The sequence below is a fragment of the Acidiferrimicrobium sp. IK genome (assembly GCF_025499425.1).
Taxonomy (GTDB): domain Bacteria; phylum Actinomycetota; class Acidimicrobiia; order Acidimicrobiales; family Palsa-688; genus Acidiferrimicrobium.
In genome coordinates this window covers 153,709-179,687 of record NZ_JAIMCB010000006.1, presented here as the reverse complement: position 1 = coordinate 179,687, position 25,979 = coordinate 153,709, and the positions used below count along the sequence as shown (strand labels likewise).

Below are 25,979 nucleotides of genomic sequence, written 5' to 3'. Positions count from 1 at the left end.
CGTGACATGTCCGACACGGTGGGCGCGGCGGCGCCGATCGGACGGTTTCGGGCCCCGGCCGCAGCGCCGGGCGGGCGGTGGGCGATGCCAGCCGGCGAGGACCCGCCGATAGTGTCGACAGGCGTGGAACCCGACGAGAGCCCGGACGAGGACCGGCCTCTTTTCGCCTACCTCCCGCCCGACGATCGCCTCTGGCGGCACCCGTCGGAGCTGCGGGATCACCCCACCGGACCCAACCCCGTCACCCTCGCGCCCCTGAGCCGCCCGGGGGTGGCCCGCACCTGGACCATCGCCCTCCTCGCCGGGGTGATCGGCGCGCTGGTGGCGTCCGGGGTGGGAGTGGTGGTCGGCAACTTCGAGAGCCGGACGACCACCGTCGTGGCTCCCGAGGTCCGGGCGATGACCCCCAACACCCTGGCGTCGGTGCCCCTGGCGTCGGCTCCGGGCTGGGCCACCCTCGTCGACGCGGTGTCGTACTCGGTGGCCTCGGTGAGCGTCGACGCCGACGGAGGCCCCCGGGTCGGCTCCGGCGTCGTGTACGAGGTCGCCGGCGACCGCACCTATCTGCTGACCGACGCCGGGCTGGTCGACGAGCCGGGGACGATCAGCGTCACGTTCAACGGCAGCACCCCGGTCCGGGCTTCGCTGGTCAACCGCGACGACAAGACCGGGCTCGCCGTTTTGTGGGTCTACGGGTCCAGCCACTCGGCACCCGACGTGGGCACCGTCGGCCAGGTTCACGAGGCCGACCAGGTGATGGCCATCGGCGCCCGGGCGTCCTACATGGCCGCCGCGGTGCCCGGGTCGGTCAGCAGCCTGGACCGCACGGTCGCCGATCCGACCACGTCCGTGTCCCTCTCCGGCCTGCTCGCCCTCAGCGCGTCGGTGCCTCAGGCCGACGCCGGCGGGGCGGTCGTCGACGACAAGGGTCAGGTGGTGGCCATCGCCACGTCGGCCACCTCGTCGAACCCGCAAGACGACGGGCTGAGCTTCGCGGTGCCGATCGACGTCGCGCAGCACGTGGCCGCCCAGATGTTGGCCGCCAAGCCTGTCACCCACCCGTGGCTGGGCGTGGTCGAAAGCGCCGACCTCGACAGCGCGTCCGCGTCGCGTATGGGTGTCAGCGGCGGGGCCGAACTGATCAGCATCGCTCCGGGCAGCCCTCTGGCCCGAGCCCACCTCCGGGCGCAGGACGTGGTGACCAGCTTCGACGGCCAGCTCGTCACCTCCAGCGGGGAGCTGACCGCGCTGTTGAACCGGTGCGAGCCGGGCGCCGTCGCCACCGTCGGCTACCGGGAGGGCACCAAGTCGGGGACCGCCTCGGTTCGTATCGCCGAGCAGCCCGCCGACATCGGCAGCCCCTGACCGGCACCAGCTGACCTGCGCCTGCCTGTGACCTGACCGGGCGGGTGGCGCTCAGCGCCGGCGGCGAGCCCGTAGCGCCCACACCCCGCCGACAGCGGCCGCCGCCGCGCCGGCGACTGACGCCCCGGCAGCCAGCAACGTCAGGTTCTGCCGGCGGCCGGGGGGCAGGTCGTCGAAGTGGGGCCGGTCGTCGGTGGCCACCAGAGCCTCCTCCGACGTGTACTGGGGTACCCATCCAGCCGCCTTCATCCGGTCGGGGGCGATCACCCACGGATGGACGGTGTAGGCCCGCGCCTCCCGGGGCACCCCTCGACGCCACCGCCGCCACCCCCAAGACGCCACCGGCCGGGTGATGCGGGCCGGCAGCGTCAGCTTGGCCACTCCGCCGGCCAGCGACCGGGCTACGCCCTCGGGGATCCCGGTGTCGGGAGCCACGTTGAAGACGCCTCGCAGCCCCTGCTCGGCGGTGACCACCACCGCGGCGGCCAGGTCGTCTACGTGCAGGTACTGCACCGGACGGCCGCCGTCGCCGGCGGCGGGCACCCGGGTCCCGCCGAGCGCCAGGTACAGGGGGCGTTCCGGGGAGCCGACGGTCACCGCCGGGCGCAGGACCGCCACCGCCACGTCGGGGTGGTCGACAGCCCAGTCCGCCACCACCCGCTCCGCGTCGGCTTTCCCGACCGCGAAGGCGAACTCCGGGTTGGGTCGAAGCGCGCTGTCCTCGGTGAGAGGGACGGGGTTGTCAGCCCAGGCGCCGTAGACGGTCGCGCTGGAGAGGTGCACCAAGGTCCGCACCGGGGACCCCGACACCGCGTCGAGCACCCGGGCCAACCCCACCCGGTTGGCCTCGGCCATGTGGTGCTCGTCGGCGTCAGGGGCCCCGTCGAGCACGTCGGAGGTCTGCCACGCCAAGTGCACCACCACGTCGGCGCCGGCCACGATCGCGGTCAGCTCCTCCACCGCGCGCGCCCCGCGGGCGCCGGTCGCGGCCAGATCCAGCCGGTGGGTTTCGATCGTGGCGGGCAGCGACGGCTCCTCCCGGGCGTCCACTCCAACCACCCGGTAGGCGGACCCAGCCTTCGCCAGGCGGGCTGCGACCCGGCGTCCGAGCGAGCCGGCGATCCCGGTGACGACAATGGTGTCCACCGCTCTACGATGCCTCAATGCGCTGCTCCGCTGCGAGTGCCCGGTGCGGGGCCCGAGCAGGAGGCTGTCGATGAGTGAGATTGGTCCTTTCGGCGCAGGGGGTCCGTTCGAGGACCTGATGCGCAACCTGGCTCAGATGCTGACCTCTCAAGGCCCGGTCAACTGGGACATCGCCCGCCAGCTGGCGTCGTGGACCGCGACCGGAGGGGAGACCGAGGCCAACCCCGATCCGCTGGCCCGAGTCCGACTCGAAGAGCTGCTCCGAGTAGCGGAGATGCACATCGCGGAGGCCACCGGCCTCGAGGTGTCGCAGCACGGGATGATCACCGCCCGGTCGGTGACCCGCAGCGAGTGGGCGTTGCGCTCCCTCGAGGCGTGGCGGCCGCTGCTCGAGGCGCTAGCCGGGTCGATGGTCGACACCGCCGCCCCCGCCGACACCCCCCCGCCGCCCGACCCGATGAGCCAGCTGCTCGGCAACCTGCCGCAGGTGCTCGGCCCGTTCCTGTTCGGGATGCAGGCCGGGTCGATGGTCGGCCAGCTCGCCCAGCGGGCCCTCGGCCAGTACGACCTGCCGATGCCCCGCCCGCCCGCCGACGAGCTGCTCTTCGTTCCGGCGACCATCGACACCTTCGCGTCGGAGTGGAGCCTCTCCCCCGACGACGTGCGGATGTGGGTTTGCCTCCGGGAGGTGACCAACCACGCGGTGCTCGGCCGCCCCCACGTCCGGGCCCGTCTAGACGAGATGATCCGGGGCTATGTCGACGCCTTCGAACCCGACCCCCGGGCCCTCGAGGAGCGCCTCGGGCAGTTCGACCCCACCGACATGCAAGCCATGCAGTCCATGTTCGGGGACCCAAGCGCCCTGCTCGGCGAGATGCAGACCGACGAGCAACGCCGGCTGCAGGTCCCGTTGCGGGCGTTGCTGAGCGCCCTGAGCGGCTACGTCGATCACGTCATGGACTCGGTGGGCCGTCGCCTGGTCGGGGGATACGGTCCGCTGACCGAGGCGCTGCGCCGCCGGCGGCTCGAGGAGCACCCCGGCACCCGGATCCTCGGTCAGCTCTTCGGCGTCGAGCTGGACGCCGCCGGCTACGACCAGGGACAGTCGTTCGTCACCGGGATCTTGGAGCGCGCCGGTGAGGACGGCCTGCGCCGGCTGTGGCACTCCGCAGCCGAGCTCCCCACCCCCGCCGAGCTCGCCGCTCCGGGCCTGTGGCTGGCCCGGATCGACCTGCCGAGCGACTGAGCGCCAGGGGCCGGCAGCGGGACGGCGTAACGCTCAGTCCAAGTCGATGATGCGGTGGCCGACGACCCGACCGTCGCGAAGGTCGAGCTCGCCGAGGGTGTGATGGGGCTGGGCCCGCCGCTGCGTCGCTGACCCCGGGTTGAACAGACGCTGGCCGTCGACGCCGACCTCGTCGCAAGGGGCGTGGCTGTGGCCGAAGACCACCACGTCCGAGGTCGGGAAACGGCGGCGGAGCCGGGCCGCCCGGCCCCGGGAAGGACCCGAGTCGTGGATCATCCCGATCGACACCCCGCCGAGCTCGACGATCCTCGTCGCCGGCAACACCCCGATCAGGGTCCGGTCGTTGTTGCCGAGCACCGCCCATGTCGGGGCGATCGCCGCCAGCTCCTCGAGAACCCCCTCGTCGAGCAGATCGCCGGCGTGCAAGATGGCGTCGGCCGCGGCCAGCCGCCGGCGGGCGGCGTCGGGCAGGCCCCTCCCCCGGACCGGGTTGCCCACCCGGCTGCGGGCCCGGGCCGATCCGGCGCGGGACGTCTCGAGGTGGGTGTCGGCGACGACCACGACCCGGCAGTCGGCCGGGACCGGACCGACCGTGGCGGCAGCAGGGTCGGCGGTCACCGCGAACGGCGGCGGTGCCAGCGTCTGCGGGGCTCCCCGAACGCCGGGTACTGGTCGGTGCGGTCCGCGCCGGGGGCGAGCGATGCGGGCACCCGCTCGACCGGAGCGGTCATCCCAGGCCCGGTCATCTGCCGGGTGCCTTCGGCGTCTCGCTCGGCGGCCGCCGCGGGGCCGACCGGGACCGCGCCGATCGAGCCGCCCGGCCCGGGCCCGGGAGCGGTGGCGGGCGCGATGGCCGCCCACCCAGGAGCAGGCGAGGCGCCGACCGCGGTCGGGGCGGCGGGCGTCGCCGCGACGGCCGCGACGGCCGATTGCTGCTCGGTCACCGCGGGCGGCGGGCCTTGAGTCTCGCCCTCGGGTCCAGCCGGCGTCGCGCTCCCGGCCGCGGGCCGGAGCCGTCCGCCTTCCCGGTCTTGGTCCTGGGGGTGAAGCCGGGAGTCAGGCCACCACGCCGGGAGCGCGCCCCGCTTGGCTCGGGCGACGCCCCACTTGAACTCGGCGGCGCCGCCGACGGTGCACACCGCCACGATCGCGAACCCGGCGCCGAGCGACAGAGGGATGACCACCGGGATCAGCGCGGCGAGGACCCACGCCAGCTGGAAGCCGGTCTCGTACATGGCGAAGCGATGAGCCCGCCGACCGTCGGGCACCTCTCGCTGCACGAGGGCGTCGAAGGCCAGCTTGGCCACGCTGGCGCCGACCCCGACGCCGGCGCCGAGCAGCAGCGCCGCGGGCCGCCGGTGCATCACCGACACCTCGATCAGGCCCAGCGCCAGCACGCCGATCGCCACCGAGCACCCGAGGATCAGGCGTTCTTCTCGGACCCGGGCTCGCAGCACCGGGGCGATCGCGGCGCCACCCAGGTTGCCTCCGACGCTCGCCACCCCCACCAGGCCGTACCAGATGAGCGGCGCCCCGTCGCGACGGAACGCGAAGATCACCAGCGCGATCATCAGGCCGGCCACCGCCCGCATGCTGGCCATGGTGAGCGCGGCCGCCAGCAGACCGCCGGGCGGCAACGACCGGCGGGACGCAACCGCTTCGGCGGAGCTGTCGTGGTCGGCGCGGGCGGGGTCCGCCAGCGGATCGGGACGTCCGATCCCGGCGCTGACCCGCAAACCGAGCGGGCGGGGACGAGCGGGTCGCACCCCGAGGGCCAGCACCGCACCGGCCAGCAAGACCGCCACGTCGAGGTAGAGGACCGCCCCCGAGCCGAGCAGCCGATAGATACCGGCGCCTATCACCGCGGCGATCGACGTGACCACCGAGGACCCGACCGCCAGGCGCGAGTTGGCGGTGACCAGGTCGTCGTCGCTAGACACCGCGCCGGGGACCAGCGACGCTTTGGCTACCAGGTAGGTCTTCGAGCACACCAGGCTGAAGAAGGCCGCGGGGAACAGCAGCAGCGACGTGATCACGTGAGCCATCGCCAGGCACGCCCCGGCCCGACCCAGGCACGACAGGGCAGCCACGGCCCGGTGACCGCCGCGCATCCGATCGATGCGGGGCCCGAGCAGCGGTCCGACCACGATGAACGGCAGCACGGTGCAGACCAGACCCAGCGCGGTTCGGCCCCGAGCGGCGCTGAGCGACACGCTGACGAACACCGAGCCGGCGAGGGCGACGGTCACCAGGGCATCACCAACAGACGAGCAGGCGTGAAGGAGAGCGAGCCGCAGGAACGGGGTCGCGCTGAGGCGCCCCTCGTAGGGTCCGACTCGCAGCGGCAAGGTGATCAGCCGGCGCCACCTGGTGGACGCCGGTGCCGGCGGGGATGACGGCATGACCATGACCGCACCAGCGTACGCGGCGAATCGCTAAGGCCCGGCGCCGAGATGCCGAAGAATACTCATGGCAGATCCGTCTCCGGCACCTTCCGCCCCCGCCGACGGGACCACCCGAACCCCGCGTCCATTCGACCGCAGCCTGCTCGAGGCGACGTTGGCCGACGCCGCCCGAGCGGCGGAGGCCGCCGGCGGGGTCGACGCCGACAGCGACGCGGCCATCTTCGGGCGCGAGGCCGCCGACGCCTCCTCCAGCGGCCTCGGCGCCCCGTTCAGCGCGCCGAGCCAGCCTGCTCCCATTCCGCCCACCCCGCTCCCCCAGCCGCGCAGCGGCTCCTCCGCGCTCACCCCGCCGCCGGCGAGCGGCCCGACCCCGGCTCCTCGCCTGCCGTCACCGGGGGCGCAGGCGCTGCTCTCGGTCGCTACCGCGACGGTCGAAGACCGCGCCATCGACGCCGGACGCCTGCGGGTCAGCGGGCAGTTCGGGTCGGCCCCCGCCGGGATCGGCGAGGTCAGCCTCCCCGCGGCCCGGACCCAGCCCTTGGCGGTCGCCTCGCCGCTGACCCCGCCGGCCCCCCCGGCCGTTCCCGCAGCGGCGCCCTCCGCCGCCGCGCCGGCACCGCCGGCACCTGCCGCTCAGACCGCCGGGCGGCGGCCCTCCCCTGCGCTGAGGCAGCCGGAGCTCCCCTCCGCCGCCGCGGCCCGTCCCGCGGCCGTCCCTCCGCAGCCCGCGGCGCCGGCGGCTCATCCCGCGATCCGCTCCTGGCAGCCCTCCGATGACGACATCCTTCCGGCCAGCGCCACCCGCCACCGGGGCCGGTTCCGCCTCACCCGCTGACGAGCTCACCCCGGCGCCGGCGCGCCAGGCCCGCTCAGGTCGGGACCCGCACGCCCTCGAACTTGTAGCCCAGGCCCCGGATCGTGGTGATCCGCGCCGGGCGGCCCGGGTCGTCCTCGATCTTGGCCCGCAACCGCTTCACGTGGACGTCGAGGGTCTTGGTGTCGCCTACATAGTGCGGACCCCAGACCCGGTCGATGAGCGTCTCTCTCGTCAAGACCCGGCCGGCGTTGCTCATCAACAGCTCGAGCAGCTCGAACTCCTTTAGCGGCAAGGTCACCAGCGCCCCGCCGAGGTGCACCTCGTGGCGCTCCGGGTCGAGGCGCAGGTCGCCGACCTCGATCACCTCGCCGCCGCCGGCGGCCGCCGCGTCCCCCGGGACCCGGCGCAGCACGGCGCGCATCCTGGCCACCAGCTCCCGCAACCGGTAGGGCTTGGTGACGTAGTCGTCGGCGCCGACCTCCAAGCCGACCACGGTGTCGATCTCGCTGCTCTTGGCGGTGACCATGATGATCGGCACCCGCGACGACCGGGTGCGGATCTCCCGGCACACGTCGATGCCCGACAGGCGGGGCAGCCACACGTCGAGGAGGATCAAGTCCGGCCGGACCTGCTCGAACATCTCGAGGCCCTCGACGCCGTCGCGGGCCACCTTGACCAGAAAGCCCTCACGCTTCAAGCCGACGACGAGCGCCTCGACGAAGGACTCCTCGTCTTCGACTACGAGCACGGTAGGCGGATCAGCCACGGTTGGTGTCTCCTCGCTCGGCGTCTCCGCCCGGGGTGCTGGGATCGCCGGGAGCCTCGCTCGCCTCGGCGGGACTCCGGCTGGCGTCGGGGACCGGCACGCCGTTGCGCCGAGCCGACGTCGGCAGGACCAGCGTGAAGGTCGACCCGACCCCCTCGCTCGACTCCACCCGGATGGTGCCGCCGTGGTTGGAGACCACGTGACGGACGATGGAGAGCCCGAGGCCGGTGCCGCCGGTGGTGCGCGACCGGGCCCGGTCGACCCGGTAGAACCGCTCGAAGATCCGCTCCAGGTCCCGTTTGGGGATCCCGATGCCGCGGTCGGCGACGGAGACCTCGACGACAGGCGTCCCGTCGACGGGGTCAGCGGCGGCGTGGGCGCCGACGTCCACACGTCCGCCCGGCTCGGAGTACTTGATGGCGTTGTCGACCAGGTTGGCCACCGCGGAGACCATCTCCCACCGGTCGCAGTACAGCTCGAGGGCCGGGTCGGTGTCGCACAGCGCGACGTCGATGCGGCTGGCGTCGGCCATCGGACGAAGGCCCTCGACCGCCTGGGCCAAGACGGCGGCGACGGGCACGGACTCGAGCACCGGGGCCTCGTTGGCCTCGATCCGCGACAGGTCGAGCAGGTCGTCGATGATGCGGGCGAGGCGGTCCGCCTCGGTCGACAGCCGCGATGAAAGTCGAGTGACGACGTCGGGGTCGTCCTCGCCGTCGAGGGTCTCGGCGAGGAGGCTCAACGCGCCGACCGGGGTCTTCAGCTCGTGGCTGACGTTGGCGACGAAGTCCCGGCGGATGGCGTCGACGCGCTGGCGGTCGGAGACGTCCTCGACGATCGCGACCGCCCCGATGCCCTGGTCGACCCCGCCGTGGAGCGGGAACGCCCTGATCGACAGGGTCCGCCGGGTCGGCGAGAACAGCTCCAGCAGCTGCTCGACCTGGCGGCCGCGCCGGGCGGTTCCGAGGTACTCGTCGATGGCGCTGGCCGCGACCGGACCCCCGAAGCGACTGCCGACGAACTCGGCTGCGGCCGCGTTGCGATACACCGGCCGTCCCTGCTCGTCGCAGACGATCACGCCTTCGATGAGGTGGTCGAGGGTGGCCTGGAGCCGGTCGATTTGTTCCGCCGGGTTGATCCCAGCGCCGTCACCGGCACCGGTCTCAGCGCCCGGCGTGCGCTTGGTGCCCGCCTCCGGCGATGCCTTCTCGGCCTTCCTCACGACGTCCCTCCGGCGGAGCCTCGGCTTGCGGAATCCAGCATGCGGCGGTTCGACCGCCACCTGGCTGGCTGGATCATCTTGCACGTTCGTTGCACTCCGGCTCTCTCGCGTCCGCACCACGGTAGGGGCCATAGGCGTGTCGACCCTTACGGCACCACATCTTTTAGGTGAACTGAAGGTGAACGTTCTGGAAAGGTACCGGACCTGGTAGCGGAACGATCTGCTGGCTTGCCATCATCGGGGTATGAGCAACGACGCCATGGTCCGGACCGGCAACACGGCGCCGGCAGAAGATGCCGTGACCGTGCCGGACGACGGCTCGGGACCGCTGCGAGACGTGGTCTACGACCTCGACGACGTGGCGGTCTACTACGGGTCGTACCGGGCGATTCGGGGCGTGACCATGCAGATGCACGCCCAGGAGATCACCGCGCTCATCGGCCCGTCGGGGTGCGGCAAGACCACCCTCCTGCGTTGTCTCAACCGGATGAACGACCTGGTCGCGGGCACCAGAGTCGACGGCACGATCCGCTACCACGGCCAGGATGTACAGGCGCCGACGGTGAAGCCGATCGAGTTGCGGCGCAAGGTCGGGATGGTCTTCCAAAAGCCGAACCCGTTCCCGAAGTCGATCTTCGAAAATGTGGCTTTCACCCCTCGGGCGAACGGAGTGCCCAAAAAGGACCTCGCCGAGGTCGTCGAGGGCGCACTGCGGCAGGCGGCCCTGTGGGACGAGGTCAAAGACAAGCTGAAGCAGAGCGCGTTCGAGCTGTCCGGCGGCCAGCAGCAGCGGCTCTGCATCGCCCGGGCCATCGCGGTCAAGCCTGACGTCATCCTCATGGACGAACCGTGCTCCGCCCTCGATCCGATTGCCACGCTGCGGATCGAGGAGCTGATGGTCAACTTGAAGGAGCAGTTCACCATCATCATCGTCACCCACAACCTGCAGCAGGCCGCCCGGGTGTCGGACACGACCGCGTTCTTCACCACCGAGGGCAAGGAAGGCGGCGTCTTGGTCGAGGTCGCCCCGACCCGCAAGATGTTCGACTCCCCCGCCGATCAGCGGACCCTCGACTACGTAACCGGCCGCTTCGGCTGAGCGGCGGCGTCTCGCAGACGCCGCCATCCCCGTGCCGGGGGCCCCAGCGACGCTTTGCGGGCCCGGCGGACAGCTCGGTCTTTTTGGCAGATGTGGTCTTCGACCGCGTGGACGACCGCTTCACGCTCTCCTGGCTGGGAGCCCTAGGCGTTCGCGCTCGCTGGGAGCCCGTAGCCTGACAGACCGTGTGCCTGACAGGCCGTGTGCCTGACAGACCGTGTGCCTGACAAACCGTGTGCCTGACAAACCGTGTGCGAGCCCGCCGTCGACGACACGGCCCGCCGGCGGTCGCGTCGCCACGGCGGGTGTCGGGCCAGCTCGCCATCCGCTCCGTCTTGCTAGCCGCCAGACCGGCGATACGAGACCCAGCAGGCCCACCACCAGGCCGGCTAAAGAGACATCCGCTCCGTCTGCTTGCGAGCCCGCCCGGCGACGACACGACCCAACGCGATGAGCACGATGAGGATGATCAAGGTGACCGCACCGGCGGCGGCAGCGAGCTGGTGGGCGCTCTGGCCGGGCAGGGAGGTGTCGGTGAAGGTCACGTAGGTCAGGTACGGCACCTGGTGGTGGAACAGGTTCAAACCCGGGTTGTGGCCGTCGAGGAAGCCGGCAGTGAACAGCAGCGGGGCGGTCTCGCCGGTGGAGATCGCCAGCGCCACGATCAGGCCGCTGACGATCCCGGGGATGGCCGGCGGAAGCAGGATCCGCGCCACCGTGCGCCCCCGGGGCAGGCCGAGGCCGGCCGACGCCTCCCGCAGGGTTGTCGGTACCTGCCTGAGGGCCACTTCTGTCGTCTTCACGACGTAGGGGAGGACCAGGACCGACAAGGCGAGCAGCCCGGCGAGCAGTGAGTAACCCCAGTGGAACTCGACGACCAGCGCGATGTACCCGACGTAGCCGATGACGATCGAGGGCATGCCGGCGAGGACCTCGGAGAAGAACCGGAGGATCCCGCCGAGGCGCGGTCCGGCGAACTCGGCCAGGTAGATCCCCGCGGCCACGCCGATGGTCCCCGCGACCACCAAGACGCCGAGCAGCAACAGCAGCGTCCCGACTATCGCGTTGCTCAGACCGCCGTGATCCCCGTGGGTCGGTTTGGTGAAAAGCGACCAGCCGAACGCCGGCGCGGCCTGGTGGAACACGCTGATGATCACGCTCATGGCGGGGGCGACGATGAGCACGAACGCCAGGGCGCACAAGCCCCAGAAGATCAGGTCACGGATCCCTCGGGCCCGCATCACACGCCCCTTCCGACCGGGAGGCCCGGCCCGCTCAGGCGCCGGCCGACGAGGCGCCCGGCGAAGTTGGTGAGGAGCGTGATGCCGAGGAGGACCAAGCCGACCTCGGCCAGGGCGTGGATCGCCATGCCCGTCGAGTCGGTGAGCGCGCCGTCGAGGAGCGCGGCGATCGTCGACGCCATCGTGGAGAACGGGGCGAAGATGCTCTTCGGGTAGGCGTTCAAGAAGTTGCCGCTGATCAACAGCACGGCGATCGTCTCGCCGAGCGCACGACCCCACCCGAGCAGTGCGGCCGCGATGATCCCGGTCCTGATGAACGGGAGGGTCACCAGCCGCACCGACTCCGAGCGGGTCAGGCCGAGGGCGGTGGCGCCCTCTTTGCTCAAGGCCGGCACCGACCGGACCAGCTCCCGGGTGGTGGCGGCGACGATCGGGATGATCATGATCGCCAGCACCAGCGACGAGGTGAGCAGCCCCTGGCCCGAACCGACCGCGCCGGTCAGCCACGGGATGTGCAGGTCGGCCACGTACCGGTAGACGTCGCGGGCGAAGAAAGGCCCGAACGTGTAGACACCCCAAAGCCCGAACACGACGCTCGGCACGCCGGCGAGCAGCTCGAGGAACACGCCGAGCGGCGCCTCGAAGCGGCGCGGGACCCGCTCCACGAGGAGGATCGCTCCGAGCACCGAGACGGGCAGCGCGAAAACCAAGGCGATGAGCGACGACACGAGGGTGCCGAAGATCAGCGGCAAGATCCCGAACGACGCGCCCTTCGCGGCCTTGTAGCCGTGTCGGACCTCGACCCCGGTGCTGTAGAGGTTCCCGATGGTGAAGGTCTTGGTGGTGAAGAACTTCCCGCCGTTGAAGACGATCGAGGGGTACGCCTCCTTGAACATCTCGTAGGCGAGGAAGCCGAGGGCGGCCACCGGGACGACCGCCGCCGCCCCGAGAACGAACTTGATCACCCGGTCCCGGGGCGTGAGCTCGGCGCGGGCGCGCGCCCGCGCCATCGAACGCTTCGAACGGATCCGCTCGGGACGGACGGATGTGACGGCCACTGGCAACCTCGCTTGGAGAACGTGGGTGCCCGGCGACGGGACGCCGGGCACCCACGTGGTGTTCTAGCTGATCAGGACCCGATCTTGGCGATCGCCGCCTGGACCTTCGGGATCACCGAGGACGGAAGGGCCACGAACTGCTCCTTGGCCAGGTTGGCCGGCGTCGAGCCTTGGCTCGGGTCGATGGCGAACGCCAGGAAGGTACGGATGGCTTTCGCCTTGTTGGCGTCCGACTGCGTCGACTTCACGACTAGGTACTCGAAGTTGACGATCGGGTACGAGGTGGCGCCGGCGGCGTAGATGAGCGACGCAGCCAGGTTGTCGGGGACGTTCGACGTCGAGTTGTTGACCGCTGAGGTGACGTTGGCCTGGGTCGGGCTCACGAACTGGCCGGCCTGGTTTTGCAACAGCGCCTCGCCGAGGCCCGCGGAGGTCGCCTGGGCCTGCGAGCTGATGCCGACGTAGGCAATGCAGCCCGGCGTCGACGAGCAGGTCTGGACCATGCCGGGGTTGCCGTTGGCGGTCAGCTCGCCGGGGGCGGCCGGCCAGGTGACGGTGGTGCCGAACGCAGGACCGGAGTTCCACGCCGAGTTGGTCTTCGACAAGAAGCTGGTGAAGATGAACGTGTCACCAGACGAGTCGACGCGCCGGACCGGCACGATCGTGGTCGAAGGCAGCGTCACGCCGGTGTTGAGCGAGGCGATCGCAGGATCGTTCCACTTGGTGATCTTGCCCATGTAGATCTGGGCCAGGACATCCCCGGTGAGCTTGAGCGACGTCTTGACGCCGGGGATGTTGTAGTCCACGGCCTGGGACGAGACGACGATCGGGATGTTCATCAACGCGGTGTTGGCGGCCAGCTGACCCGACGACAGGTAGGCGTCGGAGCCGCCGAGGTCGGTGGTCCCGGCGGTGGCGTCGGAGATACCCTTGCCGGAGCCGCCCGCCGCGGGCGCCAAGGTGATGTTGGAGTAAGCCGAGTGCAGCGGGTCTGCGAGGACCTGGAGGTAGGGGAACTCCAGGCTGGATCCTGACTCGGTCAGCGTCACCGGGGAGCTGGGGTTGCCGGTGTTCATGTTCGTCCCGCCGGACTGGGCCGTGGTCGCGGAGGAACCGGCGGTCCCTCCGGGGGCGGCTGCGGTCGTGGGGCTGGTGCTCGAGGACGATGAGCTCCCGCACGCGGCGATGGCCAGCGCCGACACGGACACAAAGGCCAGGGCAATCGGACGTTTCACTACGACCTCCAAGAAAGGGAAAGCACCCAGGACCGTTCGGCCCGGTGGCGGTGATGGCCGGCTCCGGTCCGCACAACGACCGCCTCTTGGGGGCATCGGGCATCGATATGCGTCGGGCTCAACCGGCGGTCAACGTAGTGAGCCGGGGTAAACGGGAGGTGTACGGACGGCGAACCAGGACTGGTTAGGAGCAGAACTTCTCGGTCGCTGTTAGCGAAGCGGACACCAGATGACAATGCTCGCGCGCTGCCAGCGGGCACGCTGCCACCGAGCACACCGTCCGGGAGCTGCGGCCGCCGCGCCCAGCGCGACGGCTCGACGGGTCAGCGCGACTCGCGTGCGCCGGGCTGCGCCAGCATCTGGGTGACCGCCTCGGGGAGCGGCCCCCGGGCCAGGTCGGCGATCGTGACGTTCTCCAAGACGCTGCGGAGGCTGGCCCGCAGCGCCAGCCACACCTCCGAAAGCCGGATCGCGCTGCCCTTGTAGCTGACGTCTTCGGGCCGGTAGCCGTGAACGCTGGCAAGCGGCCCGTCGGTGGCGCGCATCACGTCGGCCAGGGTGATGCGCTCCGCGGGACGAGCCAGCCAGTAGCCGCCGTCCGCCCCGCGGCGGCTGGCGAGGATCCCTTGCTGGCGCAACTGGGCGAGGATGCTCTCGAGGAACTTGGGGGGGATGCCCTGGCTGCTGGCCAGCCGCTCGCCTTTCACCGGGCCGCCGCCCGCGTCGGCCAGCTCGATTAGAGCCCGGGCCGCGTAGTCCGCCTTGGCCGAGATCTGCACGAGGTCATCCTTAGCACCCGGGCCGGCCCGGCTGCGGCTCGCCCTCAGCCATTAGACCGACGCCGCCCAGACGGACCCTGGCCACTCAGACGGACCCTGGCCACTCAGACGGAACCTGGGCGCTCAGATCTTCGGCGCCAGGTAGGTGGCTCGCACGAACTTCCCGCCGTGGGCTTCGAGGACCCACACCGACCCCTTCGCCTGCCGGGGCCGCAGCCCCAGGTCCAACCGGTCCTCGTCGGCCAGCGCGACCAGCACCTCGGGGATGACGTCCCCGTGGGTGCACATGGCGACCTTGTCGTCGGCCAGGGAGCGGACCAGGCTGAGCGCTTCGCTCCCACCACCCTCCGCCAGAGCGGGAGCCGCCTCGACGGGGAGGTTCAGGTTCCGGGCCAGAGGGGTCACGGTCTCGACGCAGCGCACGTAAGGGCTGCTCAGTACCCGTTGGGGGGCGAACACCTCTAGAAGCCCGACGAGGGCGTCGGCCTGCTGGCGTCCTTTGGGAGACAGCGGCCGGTCGCGGTCGGCGCCGTCCCAGTCCTTGCGGGAACCGGCGTGAGCATGGCGGATGAGGAGCACCGGCACTCCTACAGTCTGGCAGGCTTTCGGGGGGGGCCATTCATTCCGGCCGCGGCTCGGCTCGCAACGGCGAAGCGGTGAGCCGCCCCGCTGCGTGCACCCCTCTACGCTGGGGGTTGTGACCACCGACGCCCCGCCCGTCCCCGCAGTGGCGGCGCACCGGAGCCTCCAGCCGCTCGGCCCGTTTCGGCGCACGGTGCGCGAGGTCGGGCTCGGGCTCATCACCGCCGGCGTCATCGTGTTGCTGTTCGTCGCCTACCAGCTCTTCGGCACCAACCTGACCGAGGCCCACAACCAGGCGGCGTTGAAGAAGAGCTTCACCACCGAGCTGCACTCCCACGCCCCGGTGCCGGCCCCGGCCGGTGGGGCGACCACGAAGGCCCCCGGTTCTGACAACCCGACCGTCGGCGGTCCCCCGACGATCGCCACGCCCTCCGGGGGGGCCATCGACCACCTGGTGATCCCCAAGCTGGGGTTGGACAAGTACGTCGTCGACGGGACCGACGAGTCGAGCCTCAGCCGCGGCCCAGGGCATTACCAAGGCACCCCGTACCCGGGTCAGCCGGGCAACGTGGGTATCGCCGGGCACCGCACCACCTACGGAGCGCCGTTCTACCGCCTCGACGAGCTGACCATCGGCGACGACGTCTACCTAACCGACACGACCGGCCACACCTTCCGCTACCAGGTCGACCAAGCGCCGATGGTGGTGGCGCCCAGCGACGTGGCGGTGCTCGACCCCACCCCGACCCCCACCTTGACCCTCACGACCTGCAACCCGAGGTTCTCGGCGACCAGCCGCTTGATCGTCAAGGCCAAGCTGGTCGGCCTGCCCGTCGCCACCCCCGCCCCGGCCCCCGCGGTCACCACCCCGACCTCCGCCTCCGGGGGCACCCCCGCGGCGCGCTCCACCACCACCGCAGCCGTCCCGACGACGCTCACCGCCGGCACCCACTCCGCGTGGCCTCCGGCGCTGCTCTACGGCGCGGCGGTAGTGGTGCTCTGGGTCGCCACCCGAATCGCGGTCAACCGGACCCGGCGCTGGCGGAGGGCCGGGGCGCTCGTCGGCGGGATCGGCGTGTGCTGCATCCCGCTTTGGTTCTGCTTCGAGAACGTGGTGCGCCTGCTCCCCCAGAGCATCTAGCCGCCGGGCGGAACCCGCGGCGGTCAGTAGTGGCGTAGCTCGACGGTGTTGCCGTCGGGGTCGCGTACGTACAGCGAGGTGCCCTGCCCTCGGGCCCCGAAACGGGGTCCGGGCCCGTCGAGCACCTCGAACGCGCCGCCGGCGGCCACCGCGGCCAGGTCGACGGGGTCCACCGTGACGCACAAGTGGTCCAGGTTGGCGCCGGTCGGCTCGCCGGCGAAGAGGTCGATGATCGTGGATGGCGAGACGCGCACCGACGGGAACGGCGCGTCGCCCCGGCGCCACTCCTCCACCCGCACGCCGCGCAGCCCGAGGACCCCGCTGTACCACGCCAGTGACCGCTCCACGTCCGCGACGAGCAGCACGACGTGGTCGAGGTGAGCGGCGGAGAGGGCGAGGGTCGGGCCCATCACCCGCTCGAACGCGTCGATCACCGGGTGGTCGCGGGGATAGCTCATCTTCTCCCGGACCACGTCGAGGGCAACCCACTCCGCGGCGTCGATCTCGTTGGCGCCGGCCACCGTGCCCGACTCGACGGTCATCGCCCAGTACCGGACCGTCTTGGGTCGCCGGGTCCGGTCGGTGTAGGACACCGACACCAGCTCGGCACCGAGACGGCACCGTACGCTGGCCTCTTCCTCGACCTCCCGGACGGCGGCGTCCTCGTCGGACTCGCCGTCGTCGACCTTGCCTTTCGGGAGGCTCCAGTCGTCGTAGCGGGGGCGGTGCACCAGCACCACCTCGACCTCGCCTGCCGGGCTGCGCCGCCACACCACTCCTCCCGACGCTCGCAGCAAGCCGGCGTCGGGACCGCCGAGCGGAGGGGGTTCGGGCGGGGTCACGAGTGGCGGTCGGGGACCGGGACGCTGTCAGGGTCGCGGCGGCGACGGGCCCGCTCGGTGGCGAGATGCGCGAAGTGGTCCTGGGCGTTGAAGCCGACGGTCACCGGCACCTTGCTCCACGTCCCGTCCGGGCCGAGGGTCCACGACAGCACGTCGTCGAGGAGTTCCACCTCGATGATCTCCCGCAACCGGGACTGCAGATCCGGCGGGTCGATCTGGACCACTGCTTCCACCCGGCGATCCAAGTTGCGCTCCATCATGTCCGCGGACCCTAGGTACCACTCGCCGTCGTCGGGCAGCACCCGGGGGGTGCGCCACCCGTGATCGGTCCGCACCGGGGAGTCACCGTTCGGGTGGCCGTCCGCCCCGGGGCGGTGGCCGTTGGCTCCGGCCTGCCCGTTGGCTGCGCCGGGGGCGACGGCGCCACCCCCGAAGTAGTAGACCCGAGAGTGCTCGAGCCAGCGCCCGACCAGGCTGCGGACCCGAATGTTGTCGGACAGGCCGGCGACACCGGGCCGCAAACAGCAGATCGCCCGGGTGATCAGGTCGATCTGGACCCCCGCCGCGGACGCCTCGTAGAGCGCGTCGATGATGTGGGTGTCGACCAGGTTGTTGAGCTTCCAGACGATGCGCCCCGCCGGCCCCAGCTCACGTTCCCGGGCGATCAGCTCGAGGATGCTCGTGCGCAGGTTGGCCGGGGCGACCAGCAGCCGCCGGTAGTCCACCCGCCGGCTGTAGCCGGTCAAGAAGTTGAACAAGTCGGTGAGGTCGGCGCCCAGGTCCGGGTTGGCGGTGAGGACGCCCAAGTCCTCGTAAAGGCGGGCGGTCGTCGAGTTGTAGTTGCCGGTGCCGATGTGGCAGTAGCGGCGGATCCCGTCCCCCTCGCGGCGGACCACGAGCGCGGTCTTCGAGTGGGTCTTCAGCCCGACGAGGCCGTAGACGACGTGGACGCCGGCCCGCTCCAGTGCTTTGGCCCATCCGATGTTGGCCGCCTCGTCGCCGCGGGCTTTGAGCTCCACTAGCGCCGCCACCTGCTTGCCGCGCTCCGCGGCCCGGATGAGCGACTGCACGATCGGGCTGTCCCCGGACGTGCGGTAGAGCGTCTGCTTGATGGCCAGCACGTCGGGGTCGTGCGCCGCCTCGGCGATGAAGGTCTCGACCGAGCTGGCGAAACTGTCGTAGGGATGCTGGACGAGGATGTCCCCGGAGCGGATCACCGCGAAGACGTCGGCCGGCTCGTCGTCGACGCCGGCCAGCTCCGGAGGGGTGATCGGGGCGAACGGCTCGTCTTTGAGTTCCGGGCGGTCGAGCCCGTGGAGCACCCACAAGCCGGCGACGTTGAGCGGTCCGTGGATGTCGTAGACGTCTTCGGCGGTGAGGTCCAGCTCGCGGGTCAGCAGCTCGCGCACCTCGTCGGTGATGTGAGCGTCGACCTCGAGGCGCACGGCGCGCCCGAAGCGGCGCCGGCGCAGCTCCATCTCGACCGCCTCGAGGAGGTCGTCGGCCTCCTCGTCCTCGAGGGTCAAGTCCGCGTTGCGGGTGACCCTGAACACGTGGTGGCTTTCGATCTCCATCCCCGGGAAAAGGGCACCGAGATGGGCGGCGATGACCTGTTCGAGGGGCACGAACCGCTGTCCGTCCGGCAGGCCGACCAGCCCGGGGAGCATCTCGGGGACCTTGAGCCGGGCGAAGCGGCGGTCGCCTCGCACCGGGTCCCTGACGATCACGGCGAGGTTGAGCGAGAGGTTGGAGATGTAGGGGAAAGGGTGACCGGGGTCCACCGCTAGCGGGGTGAGGACCGGGAAGATCCGCTCGGTGAACACCCGCCGGGCCCAGGCCCGGTCGCGCCCGTCAAGGGCGTCGAAGTCGGTGAGCACGATCGACGCTTCGCTCAGCGCGGGCATCAGATCTTCGAGGAGGACCCGCCGGCGCCGCTCGAACAGCGCCATGGACTCGCCTCTGATGGCCCTCAGCTGGTCGGACACCGACAGCCCGTCGGGGGCGGTCCCGCCGATGCCGGCCGCCAACTGGTCCTTGAGGCCGGCCACCCGCACCTGGAAGAACTCGTCCATGTTGGAGGAGAAGATCGCCGCGAACTTGGCCCGCTCGAGCAGCGGGTCGCCCTGCCGTTCAGCCAGCGCCAAAACCCTCGAGTTGAAGTCGAGAGTTGAGAGTTCGCGGTTGATGTAGCGGTGCTCGTCGTCGGCGAGCACCGCGGCCGGCTCCAACTCGACTCCCACCCCGACCCCGAGGCGGGCCGCGGATGCCGACGGGTCCTCGCCGAGGGTGGGAGTGTGCATCCCCTCGAGGCTAACGGGGCCGGCCCCGCGGGCGTTCACGGGCGGGGTGGACGGCGGGCGGTCCTCGGGCGGGGGGCCGGCCAGCGGGGGGACCGAAACCGGGCCGTCTCCGGCTGGCCCGCCGAGCGGGGACGCCGAAGCGTCCCCCGACGCACCGGGCGGGGAAGCCGGCGGGTCAGGGGCCGGCGAAGCGGACGCTGACCGGTCGGGTGCCGGCGAGTCGGCGGCGACCAGGTCGGGTGCCGGCCGGTCAGCGGCGACCGGGCCGGGTGCCGGGGACTTCGCGGCGGCCGGCGCCGAGGCGGTGACGTCGGGACGCCGGAACAGCCGCTGCCACCAGCGGGGACGGGCCTCCGCCACCGCCGCTGCTCAGGCTCTCGGGGTCTGGTCGTCCTCGTCGGGAAGGCCGAGGTCCCACTCCAGCACCAGGTTCTCCCGCTCTGCGTCGCGCGCCACCCGCTCCCGGTTGCGCCGGAACTGCGGGTCATGCGGGGGAAGGAGCAGGAGGCGGGCCTGGGCCCGCTGGCGGAACTCGTCGATCACGGCCCGGTCACCGAAATCGGAGTCGACCCTCCAGTGAGGGGCGACCGGGCCCAGGTAGACGACCCGGATGTGGCCCCGGGGCGGCGCCTGCTCCGAAGCCCCCTGGAACGACGGGTTCACCTGCTGTGACATGGTCGGGCAGCCTACTTGTCCCGCAGCCGGCTGGCTGCGGCGACCACCGCGGCGAGGGAGGCGTCGAGGGTGCTGGTGTCCATCCCGACCCCCCACACGCTGTGACCGTCGGCTCCGCCGACCTCGACGTAGGCCGCGGCCGATGCCTCGCTGCCCGCCGTCAGGGCGTGCTGGGAGTAGTCGCGCAGCTCGACGTCGATGCCGAGCCCGGCCCGGATGGCGTTGACCAGCGCGTCGATCGGCCCGTTGCCGTCCCCCACCAGCGTCTCGTGCTTGCCGTCGACGAGGACCTGGGCGGCCACCCTCGTCCCCATTTCTCCGCTGCTGACCTCGGAGGACACCAGCCGGATGCCGGCGTCGTCGGGCAGGTAGGTCCCGGCGAACACGTCCCACAGCTCGCCGGGATGGATCTCGGTGCCGGACTTCTCGGTGACGGCCTGGACCGCCTTCGAGAACTCGATCTGCAGCTTGCGGGGCAGATCCAACCCGTGCTCGGTGTCCATCAGGTAGGCGACGCCGCCCTTGCCGCTCTGGCTGTTGACCCGGATGATCGCCTCGTAGGTCCGGCCCACGTGCTTCGGGTCGATCGGCAGGTACGGCACTTCCCACTGCTCGTAGTCGTCGGGCAGCGCCGACATGCCCTTCTTGATGGCGTCTTGGTGGGATCCGGAGAACGCGGTGTAGACCAGGTCGCCGGCGTAGGGGTGGCGGGGGTGCACCGGCAGGCGGTTGCAGTACTCGGCCACCCGGCGCAGCGCGTCGATGTCGTGCAGGTCGAGCTTCGGGTCGACGCCTTGAGTCATCAAGTTGAGGGCGAGGGTGACCACGTCGACGTTGCCGGTGCGCTCCCCGTTGCCAAACAGGGTCCCCTCCACCCGGTCCGCCCCGGCCAGCTGGGCCAGCTCGGCGGCCGCCACCGCGGTGCCGCGGTCGTTGTGGGGGTGGAGGCTGAGCACGATGGAGTCCCTGGCGGGGATGCTGCGCCCGAACCACTCGACCACGTCGGCGTACAGGTTGGGTCCGTACATCTCGACGGTGTTGGGCAAGTTGATGATCATCTTGCGCTCCGGGCTGGGCTCGATGACCTCCATGACCGCCTGGCAGACCTCCACCGCGTAGTCCGGTTCGGTCCCGGTGAAGCTCTCCGGCGAGTACTCGTAGGTGACGAGGGTTCCCGGGACCGACGACTCCATCTTCTTCACCAGGCGCGCCGCGCTGGTGGCGATGTCGGTGATGCCGCCTTTGTCCATCCCGAACACCACCCGCCGCTGCAGGGTGGACGTCGAGTTGTAGAAGTGCACGATGGCGTGCCGGGCGCCGGCGATAGCCTCGTAGGTCCGCTCGATCAGCTCGGGACGGCACTGGACCAGCACCTGGATGGCCACCCCTTCGGGGATCCGGTCCTCCTCGATGATCTGGCGGATGAAGTCGAAGTCGGTCTGCGACGCGGCGGGGAAGCCGACCTCGATCTCGCTAAAGCCCATCCCGACGAGAGCCTCGAACATCTTCAGCTTCCGCGGCGGGTCCATCGGGTCGATCAGCGCCTGGTTGCCGTCGCGCAGGTCGACGCTGCACCACTGCGGCGCGGCGGTCAGCTTCCGGTCCGGCCAGGTCCGATCGGGCAGCTCGAGGGGGACGTATGGCCGGTACCGCTGGTAGGGCATCTCGCAGGGGGTGGGGTAGCGGTATGCAGCCACGGGGCACCTTTCAGGAACGTACGGCGGGGGGTATCGGGGGTGGTTGAAACGGGAAGCAATCCGGGAACGAAAAAACCTCCTGGCCCGGGGGCGCAGGAGGTTTCGGCGAGCACCGATGTGGGGCGCTCGCCTACACGAGAAGAAGGAGGCCGATCAGTCGAGCCATAGGCCTTATATCATCCAGCAGGGACCGAGGGTTGTCAAGGCGACCCCCGTGGGTTACTCTGGCATTAACTTTTTTCGCCCTACGGGCGTGGCGCGTTGTCCGAGATTGCGGGGACGACGCAGACGACCAGTGGCAGGACATCCCCCCTGAAGTCCTGCTGAGAATCTGGTGAAGACGTCAACGTTCGGCCACGTCGGGGCGTATTACTAGATGAGTTCTATGGAGGTTGTGATGGAAACCGACTGGATGACCGACGGCAAGTGTCGTGAGCTGCCGCCCGAGACGTTCTTCCCGAGCGACGGGGTCGGCGTCGAGCTGGCGCGCCGGATCTGCGCTGACTGCCCGGTCAAGGAGCCCTGCCTCGAGTACGCCCTCTACAACCGCATCGAGCACGGCGTGTGGGGCGGCGCCTCCGAGCGGGAGCGGCGCCGCATCGCCCGTCGCCGCCGCGGTGGGCGCATCACCGCCGAGGTCGACTGAGCTTCCCCCTCGAGCCCCCCCGATCACCGCTGACCTGAGGGCGAGTCCGCTCATCGGGCGGCGGGGCGATCGGGGCCCCGACCTCCCGAGTGAAGGTCCCGACCTCGCGCGTCAAGGCCCCGCTTCGGGGTGCGGGGCCTTGCTCGTGTCTCTGCTGCCAGCTCGGCTTCTCTGCCTGCTGGCGTATGTGGCCTGCCGCGCCGCTAGCTGCCGCGGCTGCCCGGCGTCAGGAGGAGCTGGCCTCGCGCTTGGCTCGGGCCTCACGCTCGGCGAGCAGGGCGTCGAGCTCGCTGCGGCTGAGGGTCACCTTGTCGTCCGCGGTGGCCTGCGGGACCGCGGGCGGGGCGGCGGCGGCCTTGGACGCGGCGTCGCGCTCCGCCTCCTCCTGGGCCTTGCGGAACTCCCGGCCGGCGAGGCCCATGTTGCGAGCGATCTTGGGAGCCTGGCTCCCGAAGAGCAAAATGGCGATGATGACGACAGCCACGATCCCCAGATCGGGGCCGAAGATATTCGCTAGGACCATACCGATCACGGTACTCCCCCGACGGCCCAGCCGCATGGGCGCGCCACGGATACATCGGCGGCCTCGCTGAGCGGCGACGGCCACCGGGTGCTGATGGCGGTGATCAACGTCAGCGAGGGTCGGGACCGGGGGATCCTGGCTGACCTGGCCGCCGCCACCGGCCCGGCGCTGCTCGACTTGCACAGCGACGGCGATCACCACCGCTCCGTGTTCACCCTCGGAGGCCCGCAGACCGAAGCCGGCGCCCGGGGGCTGACTGCTCGAGCGGTCTCGCTCCTCGACATCACCGCCCACCAAGGGGCCCACCCCCGCATCGGCGTGGTCGACGTCGTGCCCTGGGTCACACTCGTCGGCCGGCCTCTAGCCGAGGGCCCCCTCGCGGTGTCCCTCGCAGAGCGCGACCGCTTCGCCCGGTGGGCGGCGGACTCCCTCGGCGTCCCGTCGTTCCTCTACGGGCCGGGCGGTCGGAGCCTCCCCGAGGTCCGCCGCCACGCCTGGCGGGAAGCCATGCCCGACGTCGGTCCGCCGCGCCCCCACCCGACCGCCGGCGCCATGGCCGTCGGCGCACGCGGCGCGCTGGTCGCCTACAACCTGTGGCTGGCCGAGCCGGACCTGCCCACCGCGCAGGCCATCGCCCGATCGTTGCGCGGCGGTCAGCTGCGCTGCCTCGGCCTGCGCGTCGGCGACGCGGTGCAGGTGTCGTGCAACCTCATCGATCCTTGGAGGGTGGGACCCGGCGCGGTCTTCGACGCGGTGGCCAGCCGGGCGGGTGTGGCCCGCGCCGAGCTGGTCGGGCTGCTCCCCGCTGCAGTCCTCGCCGCCGAACCGGCCCACCGGTGGGCCGAGCTGGACCTCGACCCGGGCAGAACAATCGAGGCCCGCCTGGAACAGGCGGGCCTCGATGGGGGAAGCGGTGGATGACCTGGAGGGCGCCGCGGCCACGGATGCGGTGGCCCGCACACCTCAGATCGGGTGATCTGGACGACAACGCCGGCGACAGGAAACGCCGGCAGCTGGGCCGTCTACGACGCGGCGTCGCCCGCGGAGCGACGCTCCAGGGCCCGCCGACGGCGGATCCGGCGGCGCTCCCGCTCACTCAGGCCGCCCCAAATGCCGAACTTCTCACTGTTGGCCAGGGCGTACTCCAAGCAGTCCTCCTGGACCACGCACCCCCGGCAGACCTCTTTGGCCTCCCGGGTCGATGCTCCCCGCTCCGGGAAGAACAGGTCGGGGTCCACGCCCATGCAGTTGGCCTGCCGCTGCCAGGCCAGCTCATTGGGCTGTAACAACAAGTCGATCAGTTGGCTCACCGGTGACTCCCCTCACTCTTGAGTCGTCCGAGTTTCGTACGCACCGATGTAACTACACCGATGTGATCTTGTACCCGCGCCCCCCTCCAGCGCAAGGCGAATCCGCGATTTTTCCTGCTGGACCTGCTAACGGTGCGTCGTGGGCCATCCATGGCTGCGCCCGAAACAAGCGAGCGCGGCCGCCGCGTCAGCTCTGGCACCTGGCGCCGCCGGGCGCTGACTCCCCCGCCTTCCAGCCGCGGTGGGACGCGAACCAGCGAACAGCTCTTCACGCCGCTGGGGGCGTCAATTTCGTGCCCCAAACGGCGAACCGGCCACCACAACCCGCCCAAACGCCTGCTACCGGCCGGTCGGGCCCAGCGCCCGGCGCCAGGGGGCCGGTCGGCTCAGCCCCGCCGGCGTTTAGCTGTCGCCTGCTGGCCGTCCGACCAGGATCGCCCGCACCGCGTCCTCGGATTCCTCGTTTACCAGGGCGATGACTTCGTCGCCGGGCTCGATGGTGGTGTCACCGCGAGGGACGACGACGCGGCGGTCCCGGACGATGGCCACGATCGACGCGTCGCGGGGGACGCCCAGCTCCGCGATGGTCTGGCCGGCGGCTGGCGACCCCTCGGCGAGGGTGACCTCGACCAGGCGGGCGGTGCCCTCCGCGAACTGCATGAGCCGCACCAGTGTGCCCACCGACACCGCCTCTTCGACCAGGGCGGTCATGAGGTGCGGCGTCGAGACCGACACGTCCACCCCCCAGGTCTCGTTGAACAGCCACCGGTTCTTCGGGTGGTTGACCCGGGCGATGACCCGGGGCACCGCGAACTCCTGCTTGGCCAAAAGCGACACGACCAGGTTGTCCTCGTCGTCGCCGGTGGCGGCCACCACCACGTCGACCTCCGCCAGCCCGGCCCGCTTGAGGGTGGAGACCTCGCAGGCGTCGCCGAGGAGCAACCGGCAGCTGAGGGTGTGCCCGAGCCGGTCGAGGAGGGCCTGGTCGGACTCGATGATCATGACGTCGTGGCCGCTGGCGCACAGGTCGTTGGCGATGGAGGTGCCGACGTTGCCGGCGCCGGCGATGGCGACCTTCACGACTCGCCTCCGCGGCCGCTGCCGACACCCTGGCGTCCCTCGGGTGGGGCGGCACCGAAATCGGTGGCCGGGGCGCCGCCCACCGCGTGGCTGGACGCGCCGGCGCCGGATTCGGAGCCGACGAGGCGGCCCTCGAAGCGGGTGAACGCCTTCGACCGCACCGCGAACAGCACCACGTCGCCCTCCTGCCCGAGCGTCGAGGCGGTGGCCAGGCGGGCCTCGCCGGCCCGGGTGACGAGCACCGGGCGGAAGTCGTCGTCCTCGGCCAGCTCCTCGAGGGGACGGCCGGCGAACTCGTCGGGCAGCATCCGCTCGACCAGGCTGACCTCGCCGCTCGGGTCGGTCCAGGCGCTGGCCGTCTCCTCCGGCAGCAGCCGGCGGGCGACTTGATCGACGGTCCAGCTCACGGTGGCCACGGTAGGGATCCCGAGGCGCTGGTAGATCACCGCCCGGCGGGGGTCGTAGATGCGGGCCACCACCCTGGCCACCTCGAAGTTCTCGCGGGCGATGCGGGCCACCAAGATGTTGGTGTTGTCGCCGCTGGTGACCGCGGCGAGGGCACCGGCGTGCTTCACTCCCGCTTCGATCAGGACGTCGCGGTCTATCCCGGTGCCGGCGATCGCCCGCCCGCCCCACTCCTCGGGCAGCCGGCGGAACGACTCGGTGCGCTTGTCGATGATCACCGTCGAATGCCCGTCGCGCACGAGACGGTCGGCGAGCTCCGAGCCGACGCGCCCACATCCGACAACGATCACGTGCATGCGGGCATCTTTACAGCATTTCCGCGCTCGGCCCGGTGGCCCC

At 71.3% G+C, this 25,979-nt stretch carries 25 protein-coding genes; 7 read left to right on the top strand and 18 right to left on the bottom strand.

All coding sequences use genetic code 11. From position 1 onward, the window contains the following. Positions 1 to 6: 6 nt before the first annotated feature. The gene (locus K6U06_RS12055; RefSeq protein ID WP_262322183.1) at positions 7 to 1,365 is read left to right on the top strand and encodes a S1C family serine protease; all 1,359 of its coding nucleotides are present in this window, start codon (positions 7 to 9) and stop codon (positions 1,363 to 1,365) included. Positions 1,366 to 1,416: 51 nt separating this feature from the next. Here the strand turns inward: K6U06_RS12055 and K6U06_RS12050 are convergent, their stop codons facing one another. Next, positions 1,417 to 2,511, bottom strand: a complete 1,095-nt coding sequence (locus tag K6U06_RS12050; protein ID WP_262322182.1) for an NAD-dependent epimerase/dehydratase family protein — start codon at positions 2,509 to 2,511, stop codon at positions 1,417 to 1,419. Between the two features lie 70 nt (positions 2,512 to 2,581). Between K6U06_RS12050 and K6U06_RS12045 the strand changes: the two genes are divergently transcribed. After that, positions 2,582 to 3,757, top strand: coding sequence for a zinc-dependent metalloprotease (locus K6U06_RS12045; protein ID WP_262322181.1), 1,176 nt, complete (start codon positions 2,582 to 2,584; stop codon positions 3,755 to 3,757). A gap of 33 nt (positions 3,758 to 3,790) precedes the next feature. Here the strand turns inward: K6U06_RS12045 and K6U06_RS12040 are convergent, their stop codons facing one another. Both K6U06_RS12040 and K6U06_RS12035 read right to left on the bottom strand, forming a co-directional pair. Beyond that, on the bottom strand, positions 3,791 to 4,375 hold the full coding sequence (locus K6U06_RS12040; RefSeq protein WP_262322180.1) for a metallophosphoesterase family protein: 585 nt from the start codon (positions 4,373 to 4,375) through the stop codon (positions 3,791 to 3,793). Beyond that, a complete protein-coding gene (locus tag K6U06_RS12035; RefSeq protein WP_262322179.1) occupies positions 4,372 to 6,165 on the bottom strand; it encodes an MFS transporter in 1,794 nt (597 codons plus the stop codon). Before K6U06_RS12035 ends, K6U06_RS12040 begins: the two co-directional genes overlap by 4 nt. A 61-nt stretch (positions 6,166 to 6,226) precedes the next feature. On the opposite strand from K6U06_RS12035, the gene K6U06_RS12030 reads away from it, so the two are divergent. Further along, a complete protein-coding gene (locus K6U06_RS12030) occupies positions 6,227 to 6,997 on the top strand; it encodes a hypothetical protein (protein ID WP_262322178.1) in 771 nt (256 codons plus the stop codon). 34 nt (positions 6,998 to 7,031) lie between these two features. Here K6U06_RS12030 and K6U06_RS12025 read toward each other — a convergent pair whose 3' ends face one another. Continuing rightward, positions 7,032 to 7,745, bottom strand: a complete 714-nt coding sequence (locus K6U06_RS12025; RefSeq protein WP_262322177.1) for a response regulator transcription factor — start codon at positions 7,743 to 7,745, stop codon at positions 7,032 to 7,034. Then, positions 7,738 to 8,967, bottom strand: coding sequence for an ATP-binding protein (locus K6U06_RS12020; RefSeq protein WP_262322176.1), 1,230 nt, complete (start codon positions 8,965 to 8,967; stop codon positions 7,738 to 7,740). The genes K6U06_RS12025 and K6U06_RS12020 overlap by 8 nt, the downstream gene beginning before the upstream one ends. A gap of 244 nt (positions 8,968 to 9,211) precedes the next feature. On the opposite strand from K6U06_RS12020, the gene pstB reads away from it, so the two are divergent. Next, positions 9,212 to 10,066, top strand: coding sequence for a phosphate ABC transporter ATP-binding protein PstB (pstB, locus tag K6U06_RS12015; protein WP_316044715.1), 855 nt, complete (start codon positions 9,212 to 9,214; stop codon positions 10,064 to 10,066). 389 nt (positions 10,067 to 10,455) lie between these two features. On the opposite strand, the gene pstA is transcribed toward pstB, so the two are convergent. The 5 genes from pstA to K6U06_RS11990 form a co-directional block, all read right to left on the bottom strand. Continuing rightward, the gene (gene pstA / locus K6U06_RS12010) at positions 10,456 to 11,307 is read right to left on the bottom strand and encodes a phosphate ABC transporter permease PstA (RefSeq protein WP_262322175.1); all 852 of its coding nucleotides are present in this window, start codon (positions 11,305 to 11,307) and stop codon (positions 10,456 to 10,458) included. Continuing rightward, positions 11,307 to 12,317, bottom strand: coding sequence for a phosphate ABC transporter permease subunit PstC (pstC, locus tag K6U06_RS12005; protein WP_262322174.1), 1,011 nt, complete (start codon positions 12,315 to 12,317; stop codon positions 11,307 to 11,309). Before pstC ends, pstA begins: the two co-directional genes overlap by 1 nt. A 119-nt stretch (positions 12,318 to 12,436) precedes the next feature. Further along, entirely contained in the window at positions 12,437 to 13,600 is a 1,164-nt protein-coding gene (pstS, locus tag K6U06_RS12000; protein WP_262322173.1) for a phosphate ABC transporter substrate-binding protein PstS, read from the bottom strand. Between the two features lie 323 nt (positions 13,601 to 13,923). Further along, positions 13,924 to 14,379, bottom strand: coding sequence for an RrF2 family transcriptional regulator (locus tag K6U06_RS11995; protein WP_262322172.1), 456 nt, complete (start codon positions 14,377 to 14,379; stop codon positions 13,924 to 13,926). 123 nt (positions 14,380 to 14,502) lie between these two features. After that, positions 14,503 to 14,964, bottom strand: a complete 462-nt coding sequence (locus K6U06_RS11990) for a SixA phosphatase family protein (protein WP_262322171.1) — start codon at positions 14,962 to 14,964, stop codon at positions 14,503 to 14,505. A 112-nt stretch (positions 14,965 to 15,076) separates the two neighbouring features. Between K6U06_RS11990 and K6U06_RS11985 the strand changes: the two genes are divergently transcribed. Beyond that, positions 15,077 to 16,102, top strand: a complete 1,026-nt coding sequence (locus K6U06_RS11985; RefSeq protein WP_262322170.1) for a class E sortase — start codon at positions 15,077 to 15,079, stop codon at positions 16,100 to 16,102. Between the two features lie 23 nt (positions 16,103 to 16,125). Here K6U06_RS11985 and K6U06_RS11980 read toward each other — a convergent pair whose 3' ends face one another. The 4 genes from K6U06_RS11980 to leuA form a co-directional block, all read right to left on the bottom strand. Beyond that, on the bottom strand, positions 16,126 to 16,875 hold the full coding sequence (locus K6U06_RS11980) for an NUDIX domain-containing protein (RefSeq protein ID WP_262322289.1): 750 nt from the start codon (positions 16,873 to 16,875) through the stop codon (positions 16,126 to 16,128). A gap of 65 nt (positions 16,876 to 16,940) precedes the next feature. Beyond that, positions 16,941 to 19,244, bottom strand: a complete 2,304-nt coding sequence (gene ppk1 / locus K6U06_RS11975) for a polyphosphate kinase 1 (RefSeq protein WP_262322169.1) — start codon at positions 19,242 to 19,244, stop codon at positions 16,941 to 16,943. A 369-nt stretch (positions 19,245 to 19,613) separates the two neighbouring features. Next, a complete protein-coding gene (locus K6U06_RS11970) occupies positions 19,614 to 19,919 on the bottom strand; it encodes a hypothetical protein (protein WP_262322168.1) in 306 nt (101 codons plus the stop codon). Between the two features lie 11 nt (positions 19,920 to 19,930). Beyond that, positions 19,931 to 21,583 carry a 2-isopropylmalate synthase gene (gene leuA / locus K6U06_RS11965; protein ID WP_410051037.1) on the bottom strand — a complete coding sequence of 551 codons (1,653 nt, stop codon included), beginning with the start codon at positions 21,581 to 21,583 and terminating at the stop codon, positions 19,931 to 19,933. 418 nt (positions 21,584 to 22,001) lie between these two features. On the opposite strand from leuA, the gene K6U06_RS11960 reads away from it, so the two are divergent. Then, entirely contained in the window at positions 22,002 to 22,262 is a 261-nt protein-coding gene (locus K6U06_RS11960) for a WhiB family transcriptional regulator (RefSeq protein ID WP_262322166.1), read from the top strand. Positions 22,263 to 22,488: 226 nt separating this feature from the next. On the opposite strand, the gene K6U06_RS11955 is transcribed toward K6U06_RS11960, so the two are convergent. Continuing rightward, positions 22,489 to 22,785, bottom strand: coding sequence for a twin-arginine translocase TatA/TatE family subunit (locus K6U06_RS11955; RefSeq protein ID WP_262322165.1), 297 nt, complete (start codon positions 22,783 to 22,785; stop codon positions 22,489 to 22,491). A gap of 93 nt (positions 22,786 to 22,878) precedes the next feature. Between K6U06_RS11955 and K6U06_RS11950 the strand changes: the two genes are divergently transcribed. Then, positions 22,879 to 23,706, top strand: coding sequence for a hypothetical protein (locus K6U06_RS11950; RefSeq protein WP_262322164.1), 828 nt, complete (start codon positions 22,879 to 22,881; stop codon positions 23,704 to 23,706). 101 nt (positions 23,707 to 23,807) lie between these two features. On the opposite strand, the gene K6U06_RS11945 is transcribed toward K6U06_RS11950, so the two are convergent. From K6U06_RS11945 to K6U06_RS11935, 3 genes are all read right to left on the bottom strand, one after another. Next, complete coding sequence (locus tag K6U06_RS11945) at positions 23,808 to 24,095, bottom strand: WhiB family transcriptional regulator (protein ID WP_262322163.1); 288 nt, start codon at positions 24,093 to 24,095, stop codon at positions 23,808 to 23,810. 402 nt (positions 24,096 to 24,497) lie between these two features. Further along, positions 24,498 to 25,175: a potassium channel family protein gene (locus K6U06_RS11940; protein ID WP_262322162.1), complete on the bottom strand. Its 678-nt coding sequence runs from the start codon at positions 25,173 to 25,175 to the stop codon at positions 24,498 to 24,500. After that, complete coding sequence (locus K6U06_RS11935; protein ID WP_262322161.1) at positions 25,172 to 25,936, bottom strand: potassium channel family protein; 765 nt, start codon at positions 25,934 to 25,936, stop codon at positions 25,172 to 25,174. The genes K6U06_RS11940 and K6U06_RS11935 overlap by 4 nt, the downstream gene beginning before the upstream one ends. Positions 25,937 to 25,979 lie beyond the last annotated feature (43 nt).